The sequence below is a fragment of the Serratia quinivorans genome (assembly GCF_946227985.1).
In the GTDB taxonomy this organism is placed as follows: Bacteria; Pseudomonadota; Gammaproteobacteria; order Enterobacterales; family Enterobacteriaceae; genus Serratia; species Serratia quinivorans_A.
Genome location: NZ_CAMKGL010000002.1, coordinates 291,520 through 314,871, shown reverse-complemented (window position 1 = coordinate 314,871; position 23,352 = coordinate 291,520). Strand labels below are relative to the sequence as shown.

General features: G+C 56.3%; 19 protein-coding genes. 6 read left to right on the top strand and 13 right to left on the bottom strand.

The window, feature by feature from the left end:
* The first annotated feature begins 23 nt into the window (after positions 1-23).
* Both OCH02_RS10100 and sanA read left to right on the top strand, forming a co-directional pair.
* Positions 24-1,721 carry an NAD-dependent malic enzyme gene (locus OCH02_RS10100; RefSeq protein WP_261431104.1) on the top strand — a complete coding sequence of 566 codons (1,698 nt, stop codon included), beginning with the start codon at positions 24-26 and terminating at the stop codon, positions 1,719-1,721.
* A gap of 253 nt (positions 1,722-1,974) precedes the next feature.
* The gene (gene sanA, locus OCH02_RS10095) at positions 1,975-2,718 is read left to right on the top strand and encodes an outer membrane permeability protein SanA (RefSeq protein ID WP_261431103.1); all 744 of its coding nucleotides are present in this window, start codon (positions 1,975-1,977) and stop codon (positions 2,716-2,718) included.
* Between the two features lie 63 nt (positions 2,719-2,781).
* Here sanA and mglC read toward each other — a convergent pair whose 3' ends face one another.
* From mglC to OCH02_RS10060, 7 genes are all read right to left on the bottom strand, one after another.
* On the bottom strand, positions 2,782-3,792 hold the full coding sequence (gene mglC, locus OCH02_RS10090) for a galactose/methyl galactoside ABC transporter permease MglC (RefSeq protein WP_261431102.1): 1,011 nt from the start codon (positions 3,790-3,792) through the stop codon (positions 2,782-2,784).
* Between the two features lie 11 nt (positions 3,793-3,803).
* A complete protein-coding gene (gene mglA, locus OCH02_RS10085; RefSeq protein WP_261431101.1) occupies positions 3,804-5,312 on the bottom strand; it encodes a galactose/methyl galactoside ABC transporter ATP-binding protein MglA in 1,509 nt (502 codons plus the stop codon).
* A gap of 164 nt (positions 5,313-5,476) precedes the next feature.
* Positions 5,477-6,469: a galactose/glucose ABC transporter substrate-binding protein MglB gene (mglB, locus tag OCH02_RS10080; RefSeq protein ID WP_012005996.1), complete on the bottom strand. Its 993-nt coding sequence runs from the start codon at positions 6,467-6,469 to the stop codon at positions 5,477-5,479.
* A 256-nt stretch (positions 6,470-6,725) separates the two neighbouring features.
* Complete coding sequence (galS, locus tag OCH02_RS10075; RefSeq protein ID WP_261431100.1) at positions 6,726-7,763, bottom strand: HTH-type transcriptional regulator GalS; 1,038 nt, start codon at positions 7,761-7,763, stop codon at positions 6,726-6,728.
* Positions 7,764-7,892: 129 nt separating this feature from the next.
* A complete protein-coding gene (gene yeiB / locus OCH02_RS10070; protein WP_315899180.1) occupies positions 7,893-9,074 on the bottom strand; it encodes a DUF418 domain-containing protein YeiB in 1,182 nt (393 codons plus the stop codon).
* 70 nt (positions 9,075-9,144) lie between these two features.
* Positions 9,145-9,807 (bottom strand): GTP cyclohydrolase I FolE, encoded by a 663-nt coding sequence (gene folE / locus OCH02_RS10065; RefSeq protein WP_153857423.1) that lies wholly within the window; start codon positions 9,805-9,807, stop codon positions 9,145-9,147.
* A gap of 246 nt (positions 9,808-10,053) precedes the next feature.
* Positions 10,054-11,211, bottom strand: coding sequence for an MFS transporter (locus OCH02_RS10060; protein WP_261431099.1), 1,158 nt, complete (start codon positions 11,209-11,211; stop codon positions 10,054-10,056).
* A gap of 106 nt (positions 11,212-11,317) precedes the next feature.
* Between OCH02_RS10060 and ptrR the strand changes: the two genes are divergently transcribed.
* The 3 genes from ptrR to fghA all read left to right on the top strand — a co-directional run bounded on the left by ptrR (position 11,318) and on the right by fghA (position 14,370).
* Positions 11,318-12,235 (top strand): putrescine utilization regulator PtrR, encoded by a 918-nt coding sequence (gene ptrR, locus OCH02_RS10055; protein ID WP_261431098.1) that lies wholly within the window; start codon positions 11,318-11,320, stop codon positions 12,233-12,235.
* Between the two features lie 150 nt (positions 12,236-12,385).
* The gene (locus OCH02_RS10050; RefSeq protein WP_012005990.1) at positions 12,386-13,513 is read left to right on the top strand and encodes an S-(hydroxymethyl)glutathione dehydrogenase/class III alcohol dehydrogenase; all 1,128 of its coding nucleotides are present in this window, start codon (positions 12,386-12,388) and stop codon (positions 13,511-13,513) included.
* A 14-nt stretch (positions 13,514-13,527) separates the two neighbouring features.
* Positions 13,528-14,370: an S-formylglutathione hydrolase gene (fghA, locus tag OCH02_RS10045; protein WP_261431097.1), complete on the top strand. Its 843-nt coding sequence runs from the start codon at positions 13,528-13,530 to the stop codon at positions 14,368-14,370.
* A gap of 472 nt (positions 14,371-14,842) precedes the next feature.
* Here the strand turns inward: fghA and gsiD are convergent, their stop codons facing one another.
* From gsiD to OCH02_RS10015, 6 genes are all read right to left on the bottom strand, one after another.
* Complete coding sequence (gene gsiD, locus OCH02_RS10040) at positions 14,843-15,751, bottom strand: glutathione ABC transporter permease GsiD (protein WP_261431096.1); 909 nt, start codon at positions 15,749-15,751, stop codon at positions 14,843-14,845.
* Between the two features lie 9 nt (positions 15,752-15,760).
* Positions 15,761-16,681: a glutathione ABC transporter permease GsiC gene (gene gsiC / locus OCH02_RS10035; protein WP_261431095.1), complete on the bottom strand. Its 921-nt coding sequence runs from the start codon at positions 16,679-16,681 to the stop codon at positions 15,761-15,763.
* Between the two features lie 50 nt (positions 16,682-16,731).
* Complete coding sequence (gene gsiB, locus OCH02_RS10030) at positions 16,732-18,270, bottom strand: glutathione ABC transporter substrate-binding protein GsiB (RefSeq protein WP_261431094.1); 1,539 nt, start codon at positions 18,268-18,270, stop codon at positions 16,732-16,734.
* Between the two features lie 23 nt (positions 18,271-18,293).
* Positions 18,294-20,171 (bottom strand): dipeptide ABC transporter ATP-binding protein, encoded by a 1,878-nt coding sequence (locus OCH02_RS10025; protein WP_261431092.1) that lies wholly within the window; start codon positions 20,169-20,171, stop codon positions 18,294-18,296.
* 19 nt (positions 20,172-20,190) lie between these two features.
* Positions 20,191-21,135 (bottom strand): isoaspartyl peptidase/L-asparaginase family protein, encoded by a 945-nt coding sequence (locus OCH02_RS10020; protein WP_112362689.1) that lies wholly within the window; start codon positions 21,133-21,135, stop codon positions 20,191-20,193.
* Positions 21,136-21,480: 345 nt separating this feature from the next.
* Positions 21,481-22,017: a DUF924 family protein gene (locus OCH02_RS10015; RefSeq protein ID WP_135315789.1), complete on the bottom strand. Its 537-nt coding sequence runs from the start codon at positions 22,015-22,017 to the stop codon at positions 21,481-21,483.
* A 94-nt stretch (positions 22,018-22,111) separates the two neighbouring features.
* Between OCH02_RS10015 and moeA the strand changes: the two genes are divergently transcribed.
* Positions 22,112-23,350 (top strand): molybdopterin molybdotransferase MoeA, encoded by a 1,239-nt coding sequence (gene moeA, locus OCH02_RS10010; protein WP_261431091.1) that lies wholly within the window; start codon positions 22,112-22,114, stop codon positions 23,348-23,350.
* The last annotated feature ends 2 nt before the right edge of the window (positions 23,351-23,352 follow it).

The window sequence follows — 23,352 nt, the reverse complement described above, 5'->3', positions numbered from 1 at the left end:
CGATACGTTGAAGAGCAAAAGTCATGGAACTTGAATACGAAAGCAAACGCCCTCTCTACATCCCTTATGCCGGCCCGATCCTGTTGGAATTCCCACTGCTGAATAAAGGCAGTGCTTTCACCGAGGAAGAACGCAACCATTTCAACCTGCAAGGCTTGCTGCCCGACGCGGTGGAAACCATTGAGGAACAGGCTGAGCGCGCCTATCGCCAATATCAGGATTTCAAAAACGACAGCGATAAGCACATTTACCTGCGCAATATCCAGGACACCAACGAAACCCTGTTCTACCGCCTGCTGGACTCCCACCTGAGCGAAATGATGCCGATCATCTACACGCCAACGGTGGGTGAAGCCTGCGAACACTTCTCCGATATTTACCGCCGGGCGCGTGGGTTGTTTATCTCCTACCCGAACCGCGATCGTATTGACGACATGCTGCAAAACGCCACCAAACAAAACGTCAAAGTGATCGTCGTCACCGACGGCGAACGTATTCTCGGCCTGGGCGACCAGGGCATTGGCGGCATGGGCATTCCTATCGGCAAGCTTTCGCTGTATACCGCCTGCGGTGGCATCAGCCCGGCCTATACCCTGCCGGTAGTGCTGGACGTGGGCACCAACAACCCACAGCGCCTGAACGATCCTCTGTACATGGGCTGGCGTCATCCGCGTATTTCCGGTGATGAATACCACGCTTTCGTTGAAGAGTTTATCCAGGCGGTGAAACGCCGCTGGCCGAACGTGCTGTTGCAGTTCGAGGATTTCGCTCAGAACAACGCGACGCCGTTGTTGAACCGCTATCGTGACGAAATCTGCTGCTTTAATGACGATATTCAGGGCACCGCCGCGGTCACGCTGGGTAGCCTGATTGCCGCCAGCCGTGCCGCGGGTAGCCAATTGCGTGACCAAACCGTGACCTTCCTGGGTGCCGGTTCCGCCGGCTGCGGCATTGCCGAGCAAATTATCGCCCAGATGAAATCCGAAGGCCTGAGCGAAGACGAAGCGCGCGCCCGCGTGTTCATGGTCGACCGTTTTGGTCTGTTGACAGACAAACTGCCTAACCTGCTCGATTTCCAGAGCAAGTTGGTGCAAAAAAGCGAAAACCTGACCGCATGGCAGACCCAAAGCGATGCCATCTCGCTGTTGGACGTGGTACGTAACGCCAAACCCACCATTTTGATCGGCGTTTCCGGCCAGCCAGGCCTGTTCACCGAAGAACTGATCCGCGAAATGCACAAGCATTGCCCGCGGCCGATTGTGATGCCGCTGTCCAACCCAACCTCACGCGTGGAAGCCCGTCCGGAAGACATCATCAACTGGACCGAAGGCGCTGCGCTGGTCGCCACTGGCAGCCCGTTCGCACCGGTACACTATAAAGATCAGCAGATCCCGATTGCCCAATGCAACAACTCCTATATCTTCCCGGGGATTGGTCTGGGTGTGTTGGCCTCTGGCGCGACCCGTGTAACGGACGCGATGCTGATGGCCGCCAGCCGGGCACTGGCCGAGTGTTCGCCGCTGGCCACCGACGGGCATGGCGCACTGTTACCGGATATTGACGATATTCAGGGCGTGTCAAAATGCATCGCAATGGAAGTGGGTAAAGCGGCTCAACTGCAGGGAATGGCGGTAGTCACTTCTGAAGAAGCGCTGTCGAAAGCCATCGAACACAACTTCTGGCGACCGCAATACCGCAGCTACAAGCGCACCTCTTTCTGAGTTGTAGGTAGATTATCCCCCTAAAGCTCGATATTAGGGAGAGCGTGCCGAAGGGGCTCTAGGCCCGGGTATCTCGGGCATGAAGATAACTCATTAAAAACTCAAGGTCCGGCTCGCCGGACTTTTTTTATGGCCGAAACCGCCTAAAAATGCGGCGCAATGCGTGCCAGAAGGGGGACAAGCTTGCTTCAAGTAGTCAGGTAAAGTAGCCTTGAGCCATCTTTTTTGGCCACGGTGTGCGTAAGGCAATAACATGTGGAAACGCCTGATAATCGGCTTGTTTGTCATCGCTGCATTGCTGATGATCTCGACTATCGCGCTCGATCGTTGGATCAGTTGGAAAACTGCGCCTTTCGTCTATGACGAACTGCAAGGGCTGCCCCATCGCCAGGTCGGTGTAGTACTGGGTACCGCCAAATATTACCGTACCGGCGTGATCAACCAATATTACCGCTACCGTATTCAGGGGGCGATCAACGCCTACAACAGTGGCAAAGTGAAATACCTGCTGTTGAGCGGTGACAATGCCCAGCAAAGCTACAACGAACCCATGACCATGCGCCGCGATTTAATCGCCGCCGGTGTGGCACCCAGCGATATCGTGCTGGATTATGCCGGGTTCCGCACGCTGGATTCGATTGTACGAACCCGCAAGGTGTTCGACACCAACGACTTTATTATCATCACCCAACGCTTCCACTGTGAACGTGCGCTGTTTATCGCGCTGCATATGGGGATCCAGGCGCAGTGTTATGCGGTACCCTCACCAAAAGATATGATGACAGTGCGTGTGCGCGAGATCTTCGCCCGCCTTGGCGCGCTGACCGATTTGTACATCCTCAAACGTGAACCGCGCTTCCTCGGCCCGCTGATCCCAATCTCCTCCATGCACACTATCCCGGAGGACGCCCAGGGCTATCCGGCGGTATCGCCGGAACAATTGGTCGAGCTGGAACACAAGCTGGAAGCGGAAAAGCAAAAAGCCAAACAGCCTTGACTTTCCCGCCATAGAAACAAAAACGGCCAGCATTGGCTGGCCGTTTTCATAGCTGAGACACAACTATTTTTTCTTGGCGTATTTTAAGGAGTCCAGCGCTACCGCGAAGATAATGATGCCGCCCTTGATAATGTACTGCCAGTAAGGGTTAACACCAATGTAGGTCAGGCCGTAGTTGATGACGGTGAAGATGATCACCCCGGTCACCACTCCCAATACCGTACCGACCCCACCGGCAAAGGACACCCCACCGACCACACAGGCAGCAATGGCATCCAACTCATACATAAAGCCGAGGTTGTTGGTGGCACTGCCGATACGGCCCGCTTCCAGCAAGCCGCCGAAAGCATAGAACACACCAGACAGCGCATAAATCATGATCAGGTTCAACGGCACATTCACGCCGGAAACCTTTGCCGCCTCAGGGTTGCCACCGATGGCGAAGATGTTTTTGCCGAAGCGGGTTTTATTCCACAGGATCCAGACAAAAATAATCGCAATGATGGCGTAGAAGGTAATGTAAGACAGCTTAAAATCGCCAAAGCGCAGGAACCCCTGAGCAAAGGCGGAGAACTTGGGATCAAACCCCGCCACTGGCGATGCGCCAACGGAATCGTAATACAGCGAGTTAATGCCGTACACGATGATCATGGTACCCAACGTGGTAATAAACGGCGTCACATTGAGGTAGGCAATGATCAAACCGTTCACCAGGCCAATCACCGCGCCCACGGCACATACCAGCAGGATCACCAGTGGGATCGACCAGGTTTCCATGTGCGGAAACACCTTGTTGACGTTGTCCATCGACTGTAACAGCGTCGCTGCAACCACCGCCGCCAACCCCACCTGACGCCCGGCGGACAGGTCCGTCCCTTGGGTAACAATCAGCCCGGCCACACCCAGTGCAATAATAATGCGCACCGAAGACTGCGTCAGAATGTTGCTCAGGTTCATTAAGCTGAGGAACGTCGGATCCTGGATAATAATAATTGCCAGCAGCACCAGCAACACCACGTAAATGCCACCTTCCTTGAAATAGGTGAACAAAGTTTTCTTATTCAGCGCGTTCATAATTCTGATCCTTAAAGGTGCAGGGATGCGAGACGTAAAATTTCATTTTGCGAGGTCTGTTTGGTGTTAACGATGCCCGCAACCTGACCATTACTCATCACCAATATTCTGTCGGTAATTCCCAAAAGCTCCGGCATTTCAGACGAGACAATAATGATCCCCTTGCCCTTCTTCGCCAGTTCGGTCATCAGCTGATAAATTTCGAATTTGGCGCCAACATCAATACCGCGCGTCGGTTCATCCAGCATCAATATTTCTGGCTGGGTCAGCAGCCAACGGCCGATAATCACCTTCTGCTGGTTACCCCCGGACAGCGAGCCGATGTTGGTATGATGACCCGGAGTCTTGACCCGCATGGCATCGATCACCCATTGGGTGTCGCTTTTCATTCGGGCATTATCCAGCAGGCCAATTTTGTTTTTATAGTTACGGATATTGGAAATCAGCGAGTTAAAACCGACGTCCAGATAAGCGTAAATCCCGGTGGAACGGCGCTCTTCCGTCACCAGGGCAAAACCGTGGTTAATCGCTTCATTGGCGCTATGGTTGTTGATGGCCTTGCCATGCAGCTTGATAGTACCCGCAATTTTTTCGCGGATGCCGAACAGCGTCTCCAGAATGTCGGTACGCTTGGCCCCCACCAATCCGGCAACGCCGAGGATCTCCCCCTGATGCAGATCGAAGGAGATATCGCGAATCGAAGGCTGGCGCATTGAGGTCAGGCCCTTCACCTCCAGGATCACCTCGCCCGGCGTATTTTGCCGATCGGGGAAACGCTGGCTGAGCGAGCGCCCCACCATCATCGAAATGATCTTGTCCATATCCAGCCCTTCCAGCGGCTGGGTGGCTATCCACTGACCGTCGCGCAGGATGGTTATTTCATCGCACAGCTGGAAAATCTCTTCCATTTTGTGCGAAATATAGACGATGCCGCAGCCGCGCTCTTTCAGCTTACGGATAATGGTGAACAGATGATTCACCTCTTTTTCCGTCAGCGATGAGGTTGGCTCATCCATAATCACAATCTTGGCGTCGTAGGAAAAAGCCTTGGCAATTTCGATCATCTGCATCTGCGATACCGATAACGTGCCCACTTTATCCCGTGGATTGATATCAATATCCAGCTCGTCGAATATCGCCTGGGTGTCCTTCAACATTTTGTCCTGATCGACAAACATGCCTTTGGTCGGGTAACGTCCCAACCACATGTTATCCATCACGGTGCGCTGCAACACCAGGTTCAATTCCTGATGCACCATTGAAACGCCGTGTTCCAGCGCCTCTTTGGAGCTTTTGAAATCAATTTCCTGACCCTGAAAAACAATACTGCCGGCATCTTTTTTATAAATGCCGAACAGGCATTTTAATAATGTCGATTTCCCCGCGCCGTTCTCCCCCATTAATGCATGAATGGAGTGCGGACGAACGCGCAGATTCACATTATCCAATGCCTTGACGCCGGGAAATGACTTACTGATATCGGTCATTTCCAGCAGAAATTCGCGTGGGCTGTCGGCCATAAATACACCTGGCTAGTATACCCGTCGGCTTTCAAGCATCGGCATTATCCGCTGCAGCTTGAAATTCATCGGGTATAGGCTGTGATATTAAGAATAAATTCCCCGCCTGCGGCTTTCCTGGTGTTGGCGCTGGGTAGCGCACCCCAGGCGGGGTTATTCAGGGCTTACTTAATAAACTGAGACAAGTTGTCTTTATCTACGCCAACGTAAGCAATGCGCACCACTTTATTTTCAATCTTATATTGGGTGCCATCGGCGGCCGGTTTGCCCGCAGCCAGGTTTTTCGCCAGTTCGAAAGTGGCTTTGGCCTGATTGTCGGCATCGTTCAGTACTGTTCCCGCCATCGCGCCGGATTTCACCATCGCCAGCGCTTCTGGCAACGCATCCACACCGAATACCGGAATGCTGGATTTGTTGTGCGCTTTCAGAGCCTCTACCGCGCCCATTGCCATCGCATCGTTGTTGGCAATCACCACTTCGATTTTGTTGGCGTTAGGGCCGGACAGCCAGGCATCCATCTTGTCTTTGGCCTGGGCGGTGTCCCACATCGCGGTATCCATCTGCAATGCCTGCGTCTTGATACCGTCGTCGTTCAGCGTTTTAGTCACGTAGGTGGTACGCGCTTCAGCATCCGGGTGGCCCGGTTCGCCTTTGAGCAATACATACTGGATTTGGCCGTCTTTGTTCAGATCCCAGTTCGGGTTAGCCTTCCAGTGCTTCTCGATCAGTTTCCCCTGGATCACACCGGACTCCTTGGAGTCGGTCCCCACGTAATAAGCCTTGTCATAGCTGTCCAGCGCTTTACGGGAAGGCTCTTTGTTGTAGAACACGATCGGGATATCGTTTGCGCGCGCCTTATCAATCACCACCGGGGCAGCTGCCGGGTCAACCAGGTTGATCGCCAGTGCTTTAACGCCCTTGGCGATCAGCACGTCGATCTGATCGTTTTGCTTGGATTGGTCATTCTGCGAGTCATTCATCAGCAGGGTGACGTCCGGAGAGGCCTTGGCGTCTTTCTCGATAGCCTTGCGTACCACCGACATAAAGTTGTCGTCATATTTATAAATTGTGACGCCAATACGGGTATCTGCATGTGCTGCGGCGCCAAACATCATGGCTGCGGCCGTCGCGGCCAGGGTGAAAACCTTCTTATTCATTGTGTGTCTCCGGTTTATGTAGGGTCTTGCTCGGTATTAGGCCAAAGGTAACCGGTGGTGAATGCACAACCGGGCCTGGCAGTTTCCCTGTCATCCGTGAATCATGTTATTCCTGAAAAGTGTGGTGCCAGCGCGAGGTAAAGAACAGCAGCGGCAAGTGCCTTTGCGCTGGAAAACGACTAGAGCATAGACGGCGTGATGTTAATAATCTGTGAATTTTCTCACAGATTGAAAACGGTTACACAAGATTAAATGTTCAGAGAGTGACCGCTGCCTCAATTTGCCACGGAGCCACGGAATGGCGGCGTACCAGAGTGGGCATAAACAAATGGCGGTCCTGCGGCTCCAGCCGGCCTGCCGCGCCCAGCAGGGCCAACTCGGTGGCCAGCGTCGCCATGGTGACAATGGGATAACGCACCGTGGTGAGCTTGGGGCTGGTATAGCGTGCGATGGGGATATCATCGAACCCCACCAGCGAGAAATTTTGCGGTACTGTGATAGCGTTTTCTTTCAGCACCGCCATGGCACCGGCAGCCATGGCGTCGTTGTAGGCAAACACCGCGCTCAAATGCAGGTTACGCCCGAGTAGCTCGACCATTGCCGCTTCCCCACCCTGCAGATCCGGCGAACCATAGGCACGCCAATTGTCCGGCGTAAGCAACCCAGCCGCAGCCATCGCCTGCGTATAGCCCTGCTGGCGCAGCGGCCCGTCTTCTATCGGGTGGTTGGAACCCAGATAGCCAATGCGCTGATGCCCCTGCGACAGCAGCAAACGCAGTGCCATCTCCGCGCCGCTGACGTTGTCCAGGCCAACGCAGCGATGCTCATAGCCGGCAATGATGCGGTTGATCAACACCATGCCCGGCACCTGGTCGAGGAAAGTCATCAATTCGGCATCACACAGCGCTTTAGCATGCACAATCAAAGCGTTACAGCGTTGGCGAATCAGCACTTCAATGGCGTGACGCTCTTTATCCGCCTGATGATAACTGTTGCCGATCAACAAATATTTGTGGTGTTGCTGCGCTACGGTGTCTACCGCTTTCACCAGCGCACCAAAGAAGGGATCGGAGACGTCCATCACCACCACTCCGAGAGTATCGCTGCTCTGGGTGGCCAGTGCCTGTGCATTGGCGTTGGGCCGATAACCGAGTTCAGCCACCGCCTTAAGCACCTGTTCACGCGTCTCTTTACTGGTCAGGGCGCTGTGGTTCAGCACGCGGGAGACGGTCGCCACGGACACGCCCGCACGCTTCGCCACGTCGCGAATGGTGGTTGGGTGAACAGAGGTCATGAAAAATCCTGAGGTCGGGGTAGTTGACAGTGGCGCTATCCTACCCCGTTTGTCATCCTCCTCTGCGTGAATCTCGTCACAGGAAAGAAAACGTTTACATACATTTTTTTAACCTACCTGCGCCAGATCTCAATTCACTCCCTTGGGCTCCGTGTTGCCGGCGGCCAGAGTGGTCAATTTACGCCATAGCCATTCCACCGGCCCCTGGGCGAAATAGCGCAACCACAGGTTAGAAAACAACAGGTTAGCCAACCAGACCAGCGGCACAAACGCCAGCAGTTGCAGGCGATCGAACTGTTGATACAGGCCAAAGCGATAGAACAGCGTGGTACAAATCAGCGTTTGCAGCAGGTAATTACTCAGCGCCATGCGCCCAACCTGCGTCAACCAATGCCCAATACGCAGCCGCGACAGCGTCGGCCAGAAACCGTAGCACAGTGCCAGATAGCCCATCGCCTGCAGCGGAGCACCCAGTTCGCGCGGCACCTGCAATAAAAAGCCGCTCCAGCGGTAGTCCCAGTGAAGATGCCATTGCAACGCCACCGCCGGCAGTTGGATCAGTAATGAAAGCGGTATCAGCCAGGCGGCCTGACGGCGATAGTATCCCGGCGAATAGGTGCCGCGCAGCCAACCGCTGCGCATCAGTCCGGCACCAAACAGCATCAGCCCCGCCAACTCCCAACCGTATTGCGCGCCAATCGCCAACAGGCTGGACGAGAGCAGATCGGTACGGCTGCGCCAGGCCTCCATGCCGCCCTGCAGCTTCCAGAATTTTTCATACTGCAGTTCCGCCACGCCGGGCTGCCAGAAACCGCCCGGCTCACCGTGCGAGATAAAGCCCAACAGCAGCAACACCCCGACGCCGATCAGGTATAGCACTACGCCGGTTTTCAATAGCTGATAAGTTTCCTTGGCATCGCGGATCATCCGCCAGCACACCAGCCCGATAAGGCCATAGGCCAACAGGATATCGCCGTCCCAAAGAAAAATGGCATGCGCCAAGCCAAACAGCACCAGCCACGACAGCCGCGCACGTATCCAGCCCTTGCCGCGGCGCAGCAGCATCTGCAGGCCGGCACCAAACAATAAGGCAAACATCGCCAGAAACTTGGCCTGAGCGAAAATATCCAGCAGCGCCCAGGTCCAGGCATCACGCGTTGACGGCAACCCCAGATAGGCAGGATTGAGGTAGGCCGCCTTAGGCAGGCCAAAGGCGCTGATATTCAGCAGCAGAATGCCAAGGATGGCGATACCGCGCACACAGTCCAGAGTGGCGATGCGCGGCAGCGGTGTGGTCGAAGGGTTGCTCATTATTTTATCGCTGTATTCCGGCCATTAAAAAGGCGCCCGCAGGCGCCTGTTCTTGTTCTTTAAACCCACATCACCCGTGATGTCGCACCGCGCGCAGGAATTCCTGACGGGTGTTCTGGCTGGACTTGAACAGCCCACCCAGCGAGGTGGTGGTGGTGGCACTGGTCGCGTCGCGGATACCGCGCGCCTTAACACAATAATGGACCGCATCAATCGATACTGCCACGTTATTGGTGCCCAACAGGGTTTGTAATGCCACCAGGATCTGTTGAGTCAAACGCTCCTGCACCTGTGGGCGCTGGGAGAAGAATTGCACGATACGGTTGATTTTCGACAGGCCGATCACCGCATCTTTCGGAATGTAGGCCACGGTCGCTTTACCGTCGATAGTGACGAAATGGTGTTCACAGGTGCTGGTCAAGGTAATGTCACGCACCGTCACCATTTCATCTACCTTCATCTTGTTTTCGATAACGGTAATTTTTGGGAAATTCGCGTAGTCCAGGCCGGAGAAAATTTCATCGACATACATCTTGGCAATACGATGCGGCGTTTCCGCCAGGCTATCGTCGGACAGATCGAGATTAAGCAGCTGCATGATTTCCGTCATGTGCTCTTTAATACGGCGCTTGCGCGTCTCGCGATCCAGCACTTCACCACGCAACGGGGTTTCCAGGCCACGCTCTTCGAGCGCCGCATGAACCAGAACAGCTTCTTTACTTAATGATGTCATTTCATCTCTCCAACGGACCTGAACTCGCCAATCCGGCTGCTTTACCGAGCAGACTGGTGAATTGCATACTCTCCTGACGGCAGAGGTTTCCGTCATTGGTAACGTGAACCCGGTCAAGATTTTGTCCCACTCTAGATGAGAGTGAGGGGATTATCCAGCGATTGTGCTTCATCCGCAGGTGAAATGTTCGCATTTAGCACAATCAGGCCCGCTGCGGCTATTCCACGCTTTTTGTACGGAATTTAATCACGGCGCCGTCGGTTTTCGTGCCAGCTCACGCGCTGGCGTATTCACCACCAGCAGACCGGCAACGATCAGTGCCACCACGGCGACATATAACGCCGGTTCCAGCCGATGGGTCAAAGCGGTGGACAGCGCCGACAGCGTCGGGCCGACCAACTGACCAATCGCATAACCGGTAGTCAACAGCCCCGCCATGTAACGCGCATGATTGGGTGCCAGTTCCCTGCCGTGCTGGATCGACAGCTGCACCACGCTGAGGAAGCCACCGCCGGTCAACAATGCCCCCAACGCCAGTCCGGCGACCCCCGGCACGATTTCCGCACTCAAAACCCCCAGCGCCTGTACCCACAGAGTCATGGCCAGACGCGTTTGGGTGGTGAGTTTGTGACGGGTCAGGATACCAATGACAATCCCCAGCACCGCCGCTCCGCCGAAGACAGGCCAGACAAATTGCGCGAACACGCTGCCGGGAAAGCGCGCGGCGGCCATTTGCGACAGAAAGGTGGCCGGCAGAATATAGCCGAAACCCGCCAGGCTGTAGCTCCACACCAGCCGTTTCAGCGCCGGAGTCAACAGCAGAGGCTCCGGTGCCACATCAGGACGATGCAATTCACCGGCCTTCGGCAGGTTAATGCTGATTGCGCCAATCAATACCAGTGCCAGCACGCCGTACACCAACCAGGCCTGAGACGCCGTCAGCGCCAGGCTGTGAATGCCTACCGCCAGCATGCCGCTGATAAAAATCCCGGCCCCCGGCCCGGCGAAGACCGCCGCACTGAGCGCCGGGCGGCCATAGTGAGCCAGTCGTTCGTTGGTCCAGGCCGCCACCAGCACCATCGCCCAGCCGCTGGCCCAACCAATCAGGAAACGCACGGTACCGTGCCACCATTCGCCCTGCACCCAGGCCGAAAGCAAGGTCAAGATTACCGCCCCCCATACGCCCAACCACAGCCGACGTTCAACATGTCGGTTGGCGCGCATCGCATCAAAGGCACCACACAGATACCCCAGGTAGTTAATGGCCGCCACCAACCCGGCCCCGGTCAGGGTAAACTGGTGCTCGGCAATCATCAGCGGCACCTGCGGGGTAAAGGCGAAGCGACCAATTCCCATGGCGACGATCAATGCAATAAAACCACTCAGGGCAATTCTTAAGGCCATGTAGAGTATCCAGACTGTTAAAAGAAAGTTGCCAGTATCATGCCGCAGTATTAAACTCACAAAAACTGAATAATACTCATCAAGTTCATCACGAAAAGAGAAGATAATGGATCTCACCCAGCTCCGAATGTTCTGCAGCGTCGCCGAAACCGGCTCCGTTGCTCGTGCCGCCGAGCAGTTGCACCGCGTACCCTCGAACCTGACTACCCGCCTGCGTCAGCTCGAACAGGAGCTGGGCACCGATCTGTTCATCCGCGAAAAACAACGCCTGCGCCTTTCGCCGATGGGCCATAACTTTCTCTGCTACGCCAACCGCATTCTGGCTCTGAGCGAAGAGGCGATGAGCATTACCCATGCCGGCGAGCCGGCAGGCAACTTCGCCATAGGTTCGATGGAAAGCACCGCCGCCACCCGCTTGCCGACGCTACTGGCAGCCTACCACCAACGTTTCTCACAGGTGTCACTGTCGCTGACTACCGGTACCTCCGGCGAGATCACCGAACGGGTGCGCGCCGGTACGCTGGCGGCGGCACTGGTCGATGGGCCGGTACAGTATGACGAACTCAATGGCTGTATCGCCTTCCCCGAACATATGGTGGTGATCTCTTGCCTCGATCACCTGCCGATCCATAGCGCCAAGGACGCCAAGGGCGAAACGCTGTTTGCCTTCCGCGCCAGTTGCTCTTACCGCCTGCGGCTGGAGTCCTGGTTCAAGCGCGAAGGCATATCGCCGGGCCAGGTGATGGAAATCCAGTCTTACCACGCCATGCTGGCCTGCGTCGCCAGCGGTGCCGGGCTGGCGATGATCCCGCATTCGGTGCTGAGCCTGCTGCCGGGCCATGAACGGGTAAAAGTGCATACCCTGCCGGACGACATCGCCCAAACCGCCACCTGGCTGCTATGGCGACGTGATGCCTTCGGCCCGAACGTTCGCGCCCTGAAAGAATTAATTATTGAACAAACCGAAACCGCTATTGTTGAAAACACAACCCCTGTTTCATCAGGTGTTATTGACATAGCCTGATAAAAATATAGACCCAAATTAATTGAAGTTGCGGCTAGGCGGCAAGTGCATGAGTCCCCAGGAGCTTACTTTGGTAAGTGACTGGGGTGAGTGCATGCAGCCAACAACGCTGCAGCTTCAAGTAAGAAGGGTAGACCACTGGAGACTATGATGGAAATGATCAAAACCCGTGCCGCCGTTGCCTGGGGCCCGAACCAACCGCTGAAAATCGAAGAAGTGGATCTGATGCCGCCGCAAAAAGGCGAAGTGTTAGTGCGGATCGTCGCTACCGGCGTCTGCCACACCGACGCCTACACCCTGTCCGGCGCCGATCCTGAAGGCGTATTCCCGGCGATCCTCGGCCATGAAGGCGGCGGCGTGGTAGAAGCCATCGGTGAAGGCGTGACCAGCGTAGCGGTGGGCGATCACGTGATCCCGTTGTACACGCCGGAATGTGGCGAGTGCAAATTCTGTAAATCCGGCAAAACCAACCTGTGTCAGGCGATACGCGCTACCCAGGGCAAAGGCCTGATGCCGGACGGCACCACCCGCTTCTTCAAAGACGGCAAGCCAATCTTCCACTACATGGGCACTTCAACCTTCTCCGAATACACCGTAGTGCCGGAAATCTCACTGGCGAAAATCAGTAAAGAAGCGCCGCTGGAAGAAGTTTGCCTGCTGGGCTGCGGCGTCACTACCGGCATGGGCGCGGTGATCAACACCGCCAAAGTGCAAAAAGGCGATACCGTGGCTATCTTTGGCCTCGGCGGCATCGGCCTGTCGGCCATCATCGGCGCACAGATGGCCGGCGCAGGCCGCATCATCGGCATCGATATCAACACCAGCAAGTTCGACCTGGCGCGCAAGCTGGGCGCCACCGACCTGATTAACCCGAAAGACTACGATAAACCTATTCAGGACGTGATCGTCGAACTGACCGACGGCGGCGTTGATTTCTCCTTCGAGTGTATCGGCAACGTTAACGTGATGCGCTCGGCGCTGGAGTGCTGCCACAAAGGCTGGGGCGAATCGGTGATTATCGGCGTTGCCGGTGCCGGCCAGGAAATTTCTACCCGTCCGTTCCAACTGGTGACCGGTCGCGTATGGCGCGGTTCCGCCTTCGGCGGCGTGAAGGGCCGTTCGCAACTGCCGGGCATCGTCCAGCGTTATATGGACGGCGAGTTCGCGCTGAATGACTTTATTACCCACACCATGGGGCTGGAGCAGATTAACGAAGCGTTCGATTTGATGCACGAAGGCAAATCCATCCGTTCCGTTATTCACTTCGACAAAAAATAAGCCAGGAGGCAGAGATGACCTTGTCATTAGAACTTCTCGAAGAGCACCGTATGTTCGGCGGCTGGCAACAGCGTTATCGCCATGCGGCGCAGAGCCTGAATTGCAACATGACTTTCAGCATCTATCTGCCGCCACCGCGCGATGATAACCCGCCGCCAGTGTTGTACTGGCTGTCGGGGCTGACCTGCAATGATGAGAACTTCACGCTGAAGGCCGGCGCGCAGCGTATCGCCGCCGAGCTGGGGTTGGTGCTGGTGATGGCCGATACCAGCCCACGTGGCGACGATGTGCCCAATGATGAAGGCTACGATCTTGGCCAGGGTGCCGGTTTCTATTTGAACGCCACCCAGGCGCCCTGGGACAAGCACTTTCGCATGTATGACTACATCAGCGACGAGTTACCGGCGTTGATCAATCAGCATTTCAGCGTCAGCGATCGCCAGTCGATCTTCGGTCACTCAATGGGCGGCCACGGCGCGTTGGTGATGGCATTGCGCAATCCACAGCGTTTCCGTTCGGTGTCGGCATTTGCGCCAATCGTTAACCCCTGCCAGGTGCCATGGGGGCGTAAAGCCTTCGCCGCCTATTTGGGTAACGACGAAAGCCAGTGGCTGCAGTATGACAGCTGCCATCTGCTGGCGAGCGGCGCGGAAAAAATGCCGGTGCTGGTGGATCAGGGGGACGACGATCAGTTCCTGGCGGATCAACTGCAACCGGCAAAGCTGGCCGAACTGGCGCGCCAGCGCGACTGGCCGCTGACCCTGCGCATCCAGCCGGGCTACGACCACAGCTACTTCACCATCGCCAGCTTTATCGAAGACCACCTGCGCTTCCACGCCGAACATCTGTTCCGTTGATCGGCCCTAACCGCTTGCGATAGACAGTATCGCAAGCGGTTATTCTTCCTGATAACACCGCCAGTTAACGCTCTCGCCCAGTGAACCAATAATAAACATCTTCAAACCAGGTTAATAAGGCTTTGGTGCCGATCACTGTAATCACCGCAATTGCAACATCCACATAACTATTACAGGGTTTCATAATTAGCAGTGATGAATACTCGATTAAAGAGAATGAAATAAATATCCAAAGGGCTATAAAAATGCAGTCTTTCATTTGCACGTCCATGTGAAAATAATAATAACACTAAGAAAAACAAGGTAACACCACCCATTGCAAATAAAATAAAAATAACCATTAATTATAGTGATATGACTAGAATAATAATCATACTAACGTATCCGGTTGATTCACCGAATACGTTAAACTGTCAAAGTTAATTAAACAATTAACACCTCGAATATTAACCGCTATTAATTTTACTTTATTCTATCCTTTTAATTTCGGATCCAGCGCGTCACGCAGCCCGTCGCCCAGCAGGTTGAATGCCAGCACGGTGATAAATATCGCCAGGCTGGGGAAAATCGCCACGTGCGGAGCCATCACCATATCTGCCCGCGCCTCGTTGAGCATCGCGCCCCACTCCGGCGTGGGTGGCTGCGCGCCCAGGCCGAGGAATGACAGGCTGGCGGCGGTAATGATCGAGGTGCCGATACGCATGGTAAAATACACCACAATCGACGAAATCGTCCCCGGCAGTATATGTCGCAGGATGATGGTCCAGTCGGAAGCCCCAATGCTGCGCGCCGACTCGATATAGGTCAGGTGCTTCAATACCAGCGTATTGCCGCGCACCAGCCGGGCAAACGCCGGAATGCTGAAAATCGCCACCGCAACGATCACGTTGGACATACCGCTGCCCATAATCGCCACCACGCCAATCGCCAATAAAATACCGGGAAAGGCAAACAGCACGTCACAGATGCGCATGGTAATGCGGTCCCACCAGCCTTCGTAATAGCCGGCCAGCAGCCCCAGCAGCGTGCCGATCAGCCCGCCGACCAGCACCGAGAACACCCCGGCGGCCAGCGAAATACGGGCGCCCATCAGAATGCGGCTGAAAATATCTCGCCCAAGGGAATCTACCCCCAGCCAGTGCACCAGTGAGGGGCCTTCGTTCAGGCGGTCATAATCAAAGTAGTTTTCCGCGTCAAACGGCACCAGGTAAGGTGCCAATAGTGCGGCAACCACCAGCAACAGCACCAACAGCCCGGCGATCAGCGCCACCCGTTGTTGGCGGAACCGTCGCCAGAACTCATGCCACGGTGTGCGCACCGCGTTAGGGTTAATCGTCGGCATCGCCTTCATTGCAGCGTTGCGTCGCCAATGCTTAATCATCCAGCGTCCTCATTTGTAGCGTATCGCCGGGTTAATTGCCGCATACAGCAGGTCCACCAACAGGTTAATCAGAATAAACTCCAGCGAGAACAGCAAAACCTCGGCCTGGATCACCGGATAGTCGCGCATTTCCACCGAGTCGACCAGCAACCTGCCCAACCCTGGCCAGTTGAAGACCTTTTCCACCACGATCGAGCCGCCGAGCAAAAAGCCGAACTGTAGCCCCATCATGGTGACCACCGGGATCATCGCATTACGCAGGCCATGCTTCACCACCACCAGGGTTTCCGGCACGCCCTTGGCACGCGCGGTGCGCATATAGTCTTCCTGCAGCACCTCAACGAACGAGGCCCGGGTAAAACGCGCCATCACCGCCGCTACCGCCGCCCCCAGCGTGATGGAGGGCAAAATATAATGCCGCCAGCTGTCGGCCCCCACCGTCGGTAACCAGCCCAGATTGACCGAGAACACCTGCATCAGCAGCATGCCCAGCGCAAACGCGGGGAATGAGATGCCGGAAACCGCCAGCGCCATGCCAATACGATCCGGCCAGCGGTTGCGCCAAACGGCAGACAGCATGCCGATGCCCATACCGAAGCATGTCGCCCATATCATACTGGTCAGCGTCAACCACAGGGTCGGCAGAAAGCGCGAGCTGATTTCTTCGCTTACCGGCCGTTTGGAGACCATCGAGGTGCCAAAATCCCCCTGTAGTGCATTGACAAAAAAGTGTACGAACTGCTGCGGCAGCGGCTTGTCGAGCCCCAGATCCTTACGCACCAGTTGCACCACCGCCTCGTCGGCCTCCGGCCCCGCTGCCAGCCGTGCCGGATCGCCGGGCAGCAGATGGACAAACAGAAACACCAGCACCGCGACAATCAGCAGCGTCGGGATCAGGCCCAGCAGCCGTTTCAGAAAATAATTAAGCATCTCGGGTGAATCCCCTCACCCCGCCCTCAGAGAGAGCGGGGGTTGGCGCCTTATTTAAGGTCAGCGTTATCAAAGTTGAACGAGGTATCCGGCATGACATAGAAACCGCTCAGCTGCTTGTTATTGGCCGACAGCAGGCGTTCAGTCGCCAGGAATATCCACGGCGCATCGGCCCAGATACGATCCTGCGCGTCTTTGTACAACTTCTGCTTTTCGGCGCGATCGGTGGTCGCCAGCGCGCCGGTCAGATCCTTGTCCACCTGCGGGTTACTGTAGAACGCGGTGTTGAACTGCTTGGGAGGTGCTGCCTGAGTAGAGAACAGCGGCGACAACGCCCAATCGGCCTCGCCGGTCGACGCGGACCAGCCGGTATAGAACATACGCACGCCGGTGTCTTTCACCCCAACGCTTTCTACCTGTGCCGCACGCTGACCGGCATCCATCGCCGTCACCGTCACTTTCACCCCAACCTGCGCCAACTGCTGTTGGGCAAACTGCAACACTTTCTGCGCAGTACTGTGGTTATGGGACGACCATAAAGTGGTAGTGAAACCGTTCGGATATCCGGCCTCTTTCAGCAATTCGCGCGCTTTGGCGGGATCGTATGGCCAGGACTTATAACGCGTAGCGAAGTCAATCGCCGGCGGCACCGGGCCTTCTGCCGGTACCGCGTAACCGGAGAACGCCACCTTGATCAGCGCATCTTTGTTGATGGCATAGTTCAGCGCCTGACGTACTTTCAGGTTATCAAACGGCTTCTGGGTGACATTCAGGCTGATATAGCGTTGCAGAATCGACGGCGCAGCCACCAGATCAAGCTTGGCATTGCCTTCCAGCACCTTGGCCTGCTCATAGGGGATCGGGAAGGCAAAGGTGGCCTCGCCGGTCTGCAGCATCGCCGCACGGGTATTGTTATCGACGATCGGGCGCCAGGTGATGCTGTCGAGCTTCGGTAGCCCTGGCTTCCAGTAGCCGTCAAACTTCTTCACCTTGACAAAATCGGTCTGGTTCCAGGTCACAAACTGATAAGGTCCGGTACCCACAGGATGGAAACCAATCTCTTTGCCGTACTGTTTCAGCGCCGCCGGGGAAATGATCGCCGCCGCCGGGTGCGCCAGATTGTTGATAAACGCCGAGAATGGCGCCTTTAGTACAATTTTCACCGTAGTGGCATCCACCACGTCGGTTTTATCGATCATCTTGAACAGGTTGTAGCGCTTGAGGTGGTTGTCCGGATTGCTGGCGCGATCCAGGTTCACCTTCACCGCTTCGGCGTTAAAATCGGTACCGTCATGGAATTTCACCCCCGGATGCAGCTTGACGGTGTAAGTCAGGCCATCTGGGCTAACCTCATAGCTGTCTGCCAGCACGTTCACCAGCTTCATGTCCTTGTCGAAACCGAACAGGCCCTGATAGAAAGATTTGGCCACGGCCTGCGACAGCGTGTCGTTGGCATCATAGGGGTCAAGCGTGGTGAAGTTGGATGCGACGGCGATCACCGCATCTTTCGCCGCCCAGGCCGGGCCTGCGCCCACTGCCGCCAACAGCACGACGGCCGCCAATGCCTTACGTTTGAATGTGTGCTTCATGGTGCTTGCATCTCCTGAGGTCATTAAAAGGCACCGGCGATCGGATGACGGGCAACAAAGTGCCCGGGGCCAACCTGCACCAGCGGTGCGGTAACGGGTTCATCGCCCAGCGCACGGATCGGGCTGGGAATTTCATCAACCAGCAGCGGCTGGCGTTTACGCGCATGAGCCGGATCGGCCACCGGCACGGCCGCCATCAGCTTGCGGGTGTAGGCATGCTGCGGGTTATCAAACACGGCGCGGCGCGGGCCAATTTCGACAATCTGCCCGAGGTACATCACCGCAACGCGATGACTGATGCGCTCCACCACCGCCATATCATGGGAAATAAACAGAAAGGCAATGCCAAACTCCCGCTGTAAATCAAGCAGCAGATTGACGATTTGCGCCTGAATCGACACGTCGAGCGCCGACACCGACTCGTCGGCGATCACCACTTTAGGATTGAGTGCCAGGGCGCGCGCAATGCAGATCCGCTGCCGCTGTCCACCGGAGAACTCATGCGGGTAGCGGTGTGCGTGTTCCGGTTTCAGGCCGACACGCTCCAGCAGCCAGGCCACCCGCTCTTGCGCCGCCTTGCCGCGCGCCACGTTATGCACCAGCAAGGGTTCCATAATTGAGAAACCGACGGTCAGACGCGGGTCGAGCGAAGCGTAAGGATCCTGGAAGATAAACTGAATATCCCGCCGCAGGTGTTGCAATGCCGGGCCTTTCAACTGATTAATCTGGCGGCCGTCAAAGGTAATGGTGCCGCGCTGGCTGTCCACCAGCTTCAGCAAGGAGCGGCCAGTGGTGGACTTGCCGCAGCCGGACTCCCCCACCAGCCCCAAAGTTTCACCGGGGTAGAGGTCAAAACTGACGTTTTCCACCGCGTGCACCCGGCGGGTAACCCGGTTGAGAATGCCGCTGCGCAGATCAAAGCGCGTGACCAAATTCTCCACCCGCAGGATCGGTGCCGCTCCGGGCGGTACGGTGTCCTGCGGCCCGCCATTGTCCGCACCGTTCGGCAGCGGGAATTTGGCCGGAAAGTCCTGGGTTGCCATCGAACCGAGTTTTGGTACCGCGGCCAGCAATGCCTGGGTGTAGGGCCGTTGTGGAGCGGCAAACAGCTCGCGCACTGGCCCCTGCTCCACCCGTTCCCCTTGACGCATCACCAATACCCGGTCGGCAATTTCCGCGACCACCCCCATGTCGTGGGTGATGAAAATCACCCCCATCTGCATTTCCTGCTGCAGCACGCGGATGAGCTGCAGGATTTGCGCCTGAATGGTGACGTCCAATGCGGTAGTAGGTTCGTCGGCAATCAATAATGCCGGTTTGCAAGACAGCGCCATGGCGATCATCACTCGCTGGCGCATGCCGCCGGAAAGCTGATGCGGATAGCGGTTAAGCACGTCTTTGGCTTCAGGAATGCGCACCAGATCGAGCATCTGCAAGGCGGCCAGTTTGGCGGCCCGATGGTCCATCGCCTGATGCAGCCTCAGGGATTCGGCAATCTGTTCGCCCACCGGAAACACCGGGTTCAGCGAGGTCATCGGCTCCTGAAAGATCATCGCCATATCGGCACCGCGCACCCTGCGTAGCGTGCCCTGACGTGCGCGAGCCAAATCGAGCACCTCGCCGTTTCGCCGACGCAATGGCATGGTGCCGCTGACGATGTTGCCACCGCCCTGTTCAACCAGCCGCATCAATGCCAGAGAGGTGACGGACTTGCCCGAACCGGATTCACCGACGATCGCCAGCGTTTCACCGCGATCGACATCAAATGACAGGTTACGTACCGCATCCAGGGTGTCGCCCTGTTGATGAAACTGAACGCTGAGATCGCGCACCGACAGTATGCGCTGCGGCGGTAGCCACAACCCCGACTCGGCCGTGGGCGGCATAAAGGTCTCGGTCATGTACCCTCCTGGCGATCGGTTAGCGGTAAATCCCTACGGACGGCGCATCGCCGACATAACCAAAACCGCGGTACATCCCCTCGCTGTTAAACGGCAGCGCCACGTTGCCCTGGCTGTCGATGGCAATCATGCCGCCGCTACCACCCATCGCCAGCAGTTTTTCCATTACCACCCGGTCGCTGGCCTGCTGCAGGCTGAGACCGGCGTATTCCATCAGCGCGGAAACGTCATAGGCCGACACGCCACGCATGAATATCTCGCCGGTACCGGTGCTGGACACCGCCACGGTGGCATTGTTGGCATAACAACCGGCACCGATGATCGGAGTATCTCCCACCCGACCGGCCTGTTTGTTGGTCATGCCACCGGTCGATGTCGCCGCCGCCAAATTGCCCAAAGCATCCAGCGCCACCGCGCCGACGGTGCCGAACTTCCTGTCGGGATCGATCGGCTCAGCGCCATCGTGATCGAGCAATACTCGCCCCTGCTCTGCCTGGGCGCGGTGCAGCTGGTCAAAACGTTGTTGGGTAAAGAAGAAATCGGGGGTAACCATTTCCAGTCCATGGGCGGCGGCGAACTTCTCCGCCCCCTCGCCGGCGAACAGGACATGCTGGCTATTTTCCAGCACCGCGCGTGCGGCCAGTATCGGGTTACGTATCCGGCTAACACCCGCCACCGCACCGGCATCACAGGTGCGCCCATCCATCACGCAGGCGTCCAGCTCATGGGTACCCTGATGAGTAAACACCGAGCCTTTGCCGGCATTAAACAACGGGCACTCCTCCAGCAAGCGCACGGCTTCGGTCACCGCATCCAATGCGTTGCCGCCCTGGGCCAGGATCTGCTGACCTGCGGCAACAATGCCGGATAACGCCTGGATATACTCCTGTTCCTTTTCCGCACTCAGCGCCGAGCGGGTAATTGCGCCCGCGCCGCCATGAATGGCAATCACTGGTTTGCTCATATGCCTGACACCCTGTGTTAATCCCGCACCGTTCCCGGATGGGTAATGACTTATTTTTTCTTTTCCCGACTATATTTAGCCCTGCATTCTATGTAAAGCATTAAGACAACGCTCAGCATTCAGCGTAGTTCGCTTAGATTATTTCGCACATTGAAATAGCTTAATGGAATAAAAACATACAGTTAGAACAGTACAAAAAAGCCATAAATAACGATTGGAATTTTTGGTAAAAGCAGCGAGTGGATAGACAACTAATATCCGGAAAAATAACCGATAGCTCTGAACATTTAACTTTCACAGGTTCAACCTGCTGCTTTTTAGCAGGCTGAACGCAGATGATAATATTTAGAACCCGGAGCCTGGCAGTAACAGAAATGCCTCTTCTTCCGGGGTTGAGACGCGACCTAATATCGCATTACGGTGCGGGTAGCGGCCAAAACGGTCAATAATGGCCTTATGCCGCAATTCAAACTCCAACTGGTCGCCATTATCCAGCTCGGTATATAACGCCAGCGCCTGCTGATGGATCAGCGCCGATTCCGAGTGCATAAACGGCAAATAGAGAAACCCCCGTTGTTCCTTGCTGAGCTGTTCACACTGCCCGCTGCGGATCGCTTCTTGCGCCAACACCAGCGCCATGCAATCGCTGGCAAATGAACGCGGCGTGCCGCGGAACAGGTTGCGGCTGAACTGATCGAGCACAATCACCTCCGCCAGTCGCCCCTCAATGGTTTCTCGCCAATGTGCCAACTCCCCAGCGGCGGCCGCCTGCCAGATCTGCCCAAAGCGCGTATGCAGCAGGCGATCGAAATCATCATCCTTTTTGAACCACAAAGCCGGTTCGATCTCATCAAACCAAAAGTCTAATACCTGTCTGTGCATCACTGCCTCCTGTTGTTTACATCAGCATAGCATCCTTCATAATACCCCCACATTGCCGCTATTTATCGCGCACCCTGATTACGGAGTTCCCCCGATGGATCATTGCCATACTTCCGATCTCATTTCCCTGGAGCAGGCGCTGGAGAAGATGCTCAGCCAGCTCTCCCCCCTGCAGCAGACCGAATCCATTGCCCTGACCGCCGCCGCAGGCCGCATTACTGCCGCACCGGTCATTTCGCCGATTGATGTGCCGCCATTCGCCAATTCGGCTATGGACGGTTACGCCGTGCGCCTGGCGGATTTGCAAGCCAACGCGCCGTTGCCGGTGGCGGGCAAAGCCTTTGCCGGTGCGCCGTTTAATGGCGACTGGCCGGCCAAGACCTGCGTACGCATTATGACCGGCGCCCCTGTCCCGGTAGGCACCGAAGCGGTGATCATGCAGGAACAGGCCGAACTGAGTGATGCAGGCGTGCGCTTTACGGCCGAAGTACAAGCCGGGCAAAATATTCGTCTGGCAGGGGAAGATATTCGCCAGGGCGCAGGCGTGTTACCCGCAGGCGTCAGGCTGGGTGCTGCGCAATTGCCGCTGCTGGCCTCGCTCGGCGTCGCTGAAGTCCAGGTGATGCGCAAACTGAAAGTCGCGGTGTTTTCTACCGGCGACGAGTTACAACCGGTCGGCCAGCCGTTACAGGCAGGGCAAATCTACGATACCAATCGCTTTGCGGTGCGCCTGATGCTGGAACAGCTGGACTGCGAGGTGATCGATCTGGGCATTATCCGCGACAATCAAGCAGCACTGCGCGCCGCTTTCGAGCAGGCGGACAGTCAGGCCGACGTGGTGATCAGCAGCGGTGGCGTTTCGGTCGGTGAAGCCGACTACACCAAGCAGATGCTGGATGAACTGGGCGAAGTCAGCTTCTGGAAACTGGCAATCAAACCGGGTAAGCCTTTCGCCTTCGGCAAGCTGAAACACGCCTGGTTCTGCGGCCTGCCGGGCAACCCGGTTTCTGCCGCCCTGACCTTCTACCAACTGGTGCAACCGCTGCTGGCAAAACTGGCCGGTCACAGCGACTGGCAGTTGCCACCGCGTCTGCAAGCGCGCGCATTGACACCGTTGAAGAAAGCGCCGGGCCGCCTCGACTTCCAGCGCGGGGTATTTAGCCGTAACGCCCAGGGCGAGTTGGAAGTCAGCAGCACCGGTCATCAGGGCTCGCACGTGTTCAGTTCGTTCAGCCAGGGTAACTGTTTTATCGTACTGGAGCGCGATCGCGGCTCTGTGGCGATGGGTGAAAAAGTGGAAATTGAACCCTTCAACGCCCTACTGAGGAGCTGAAC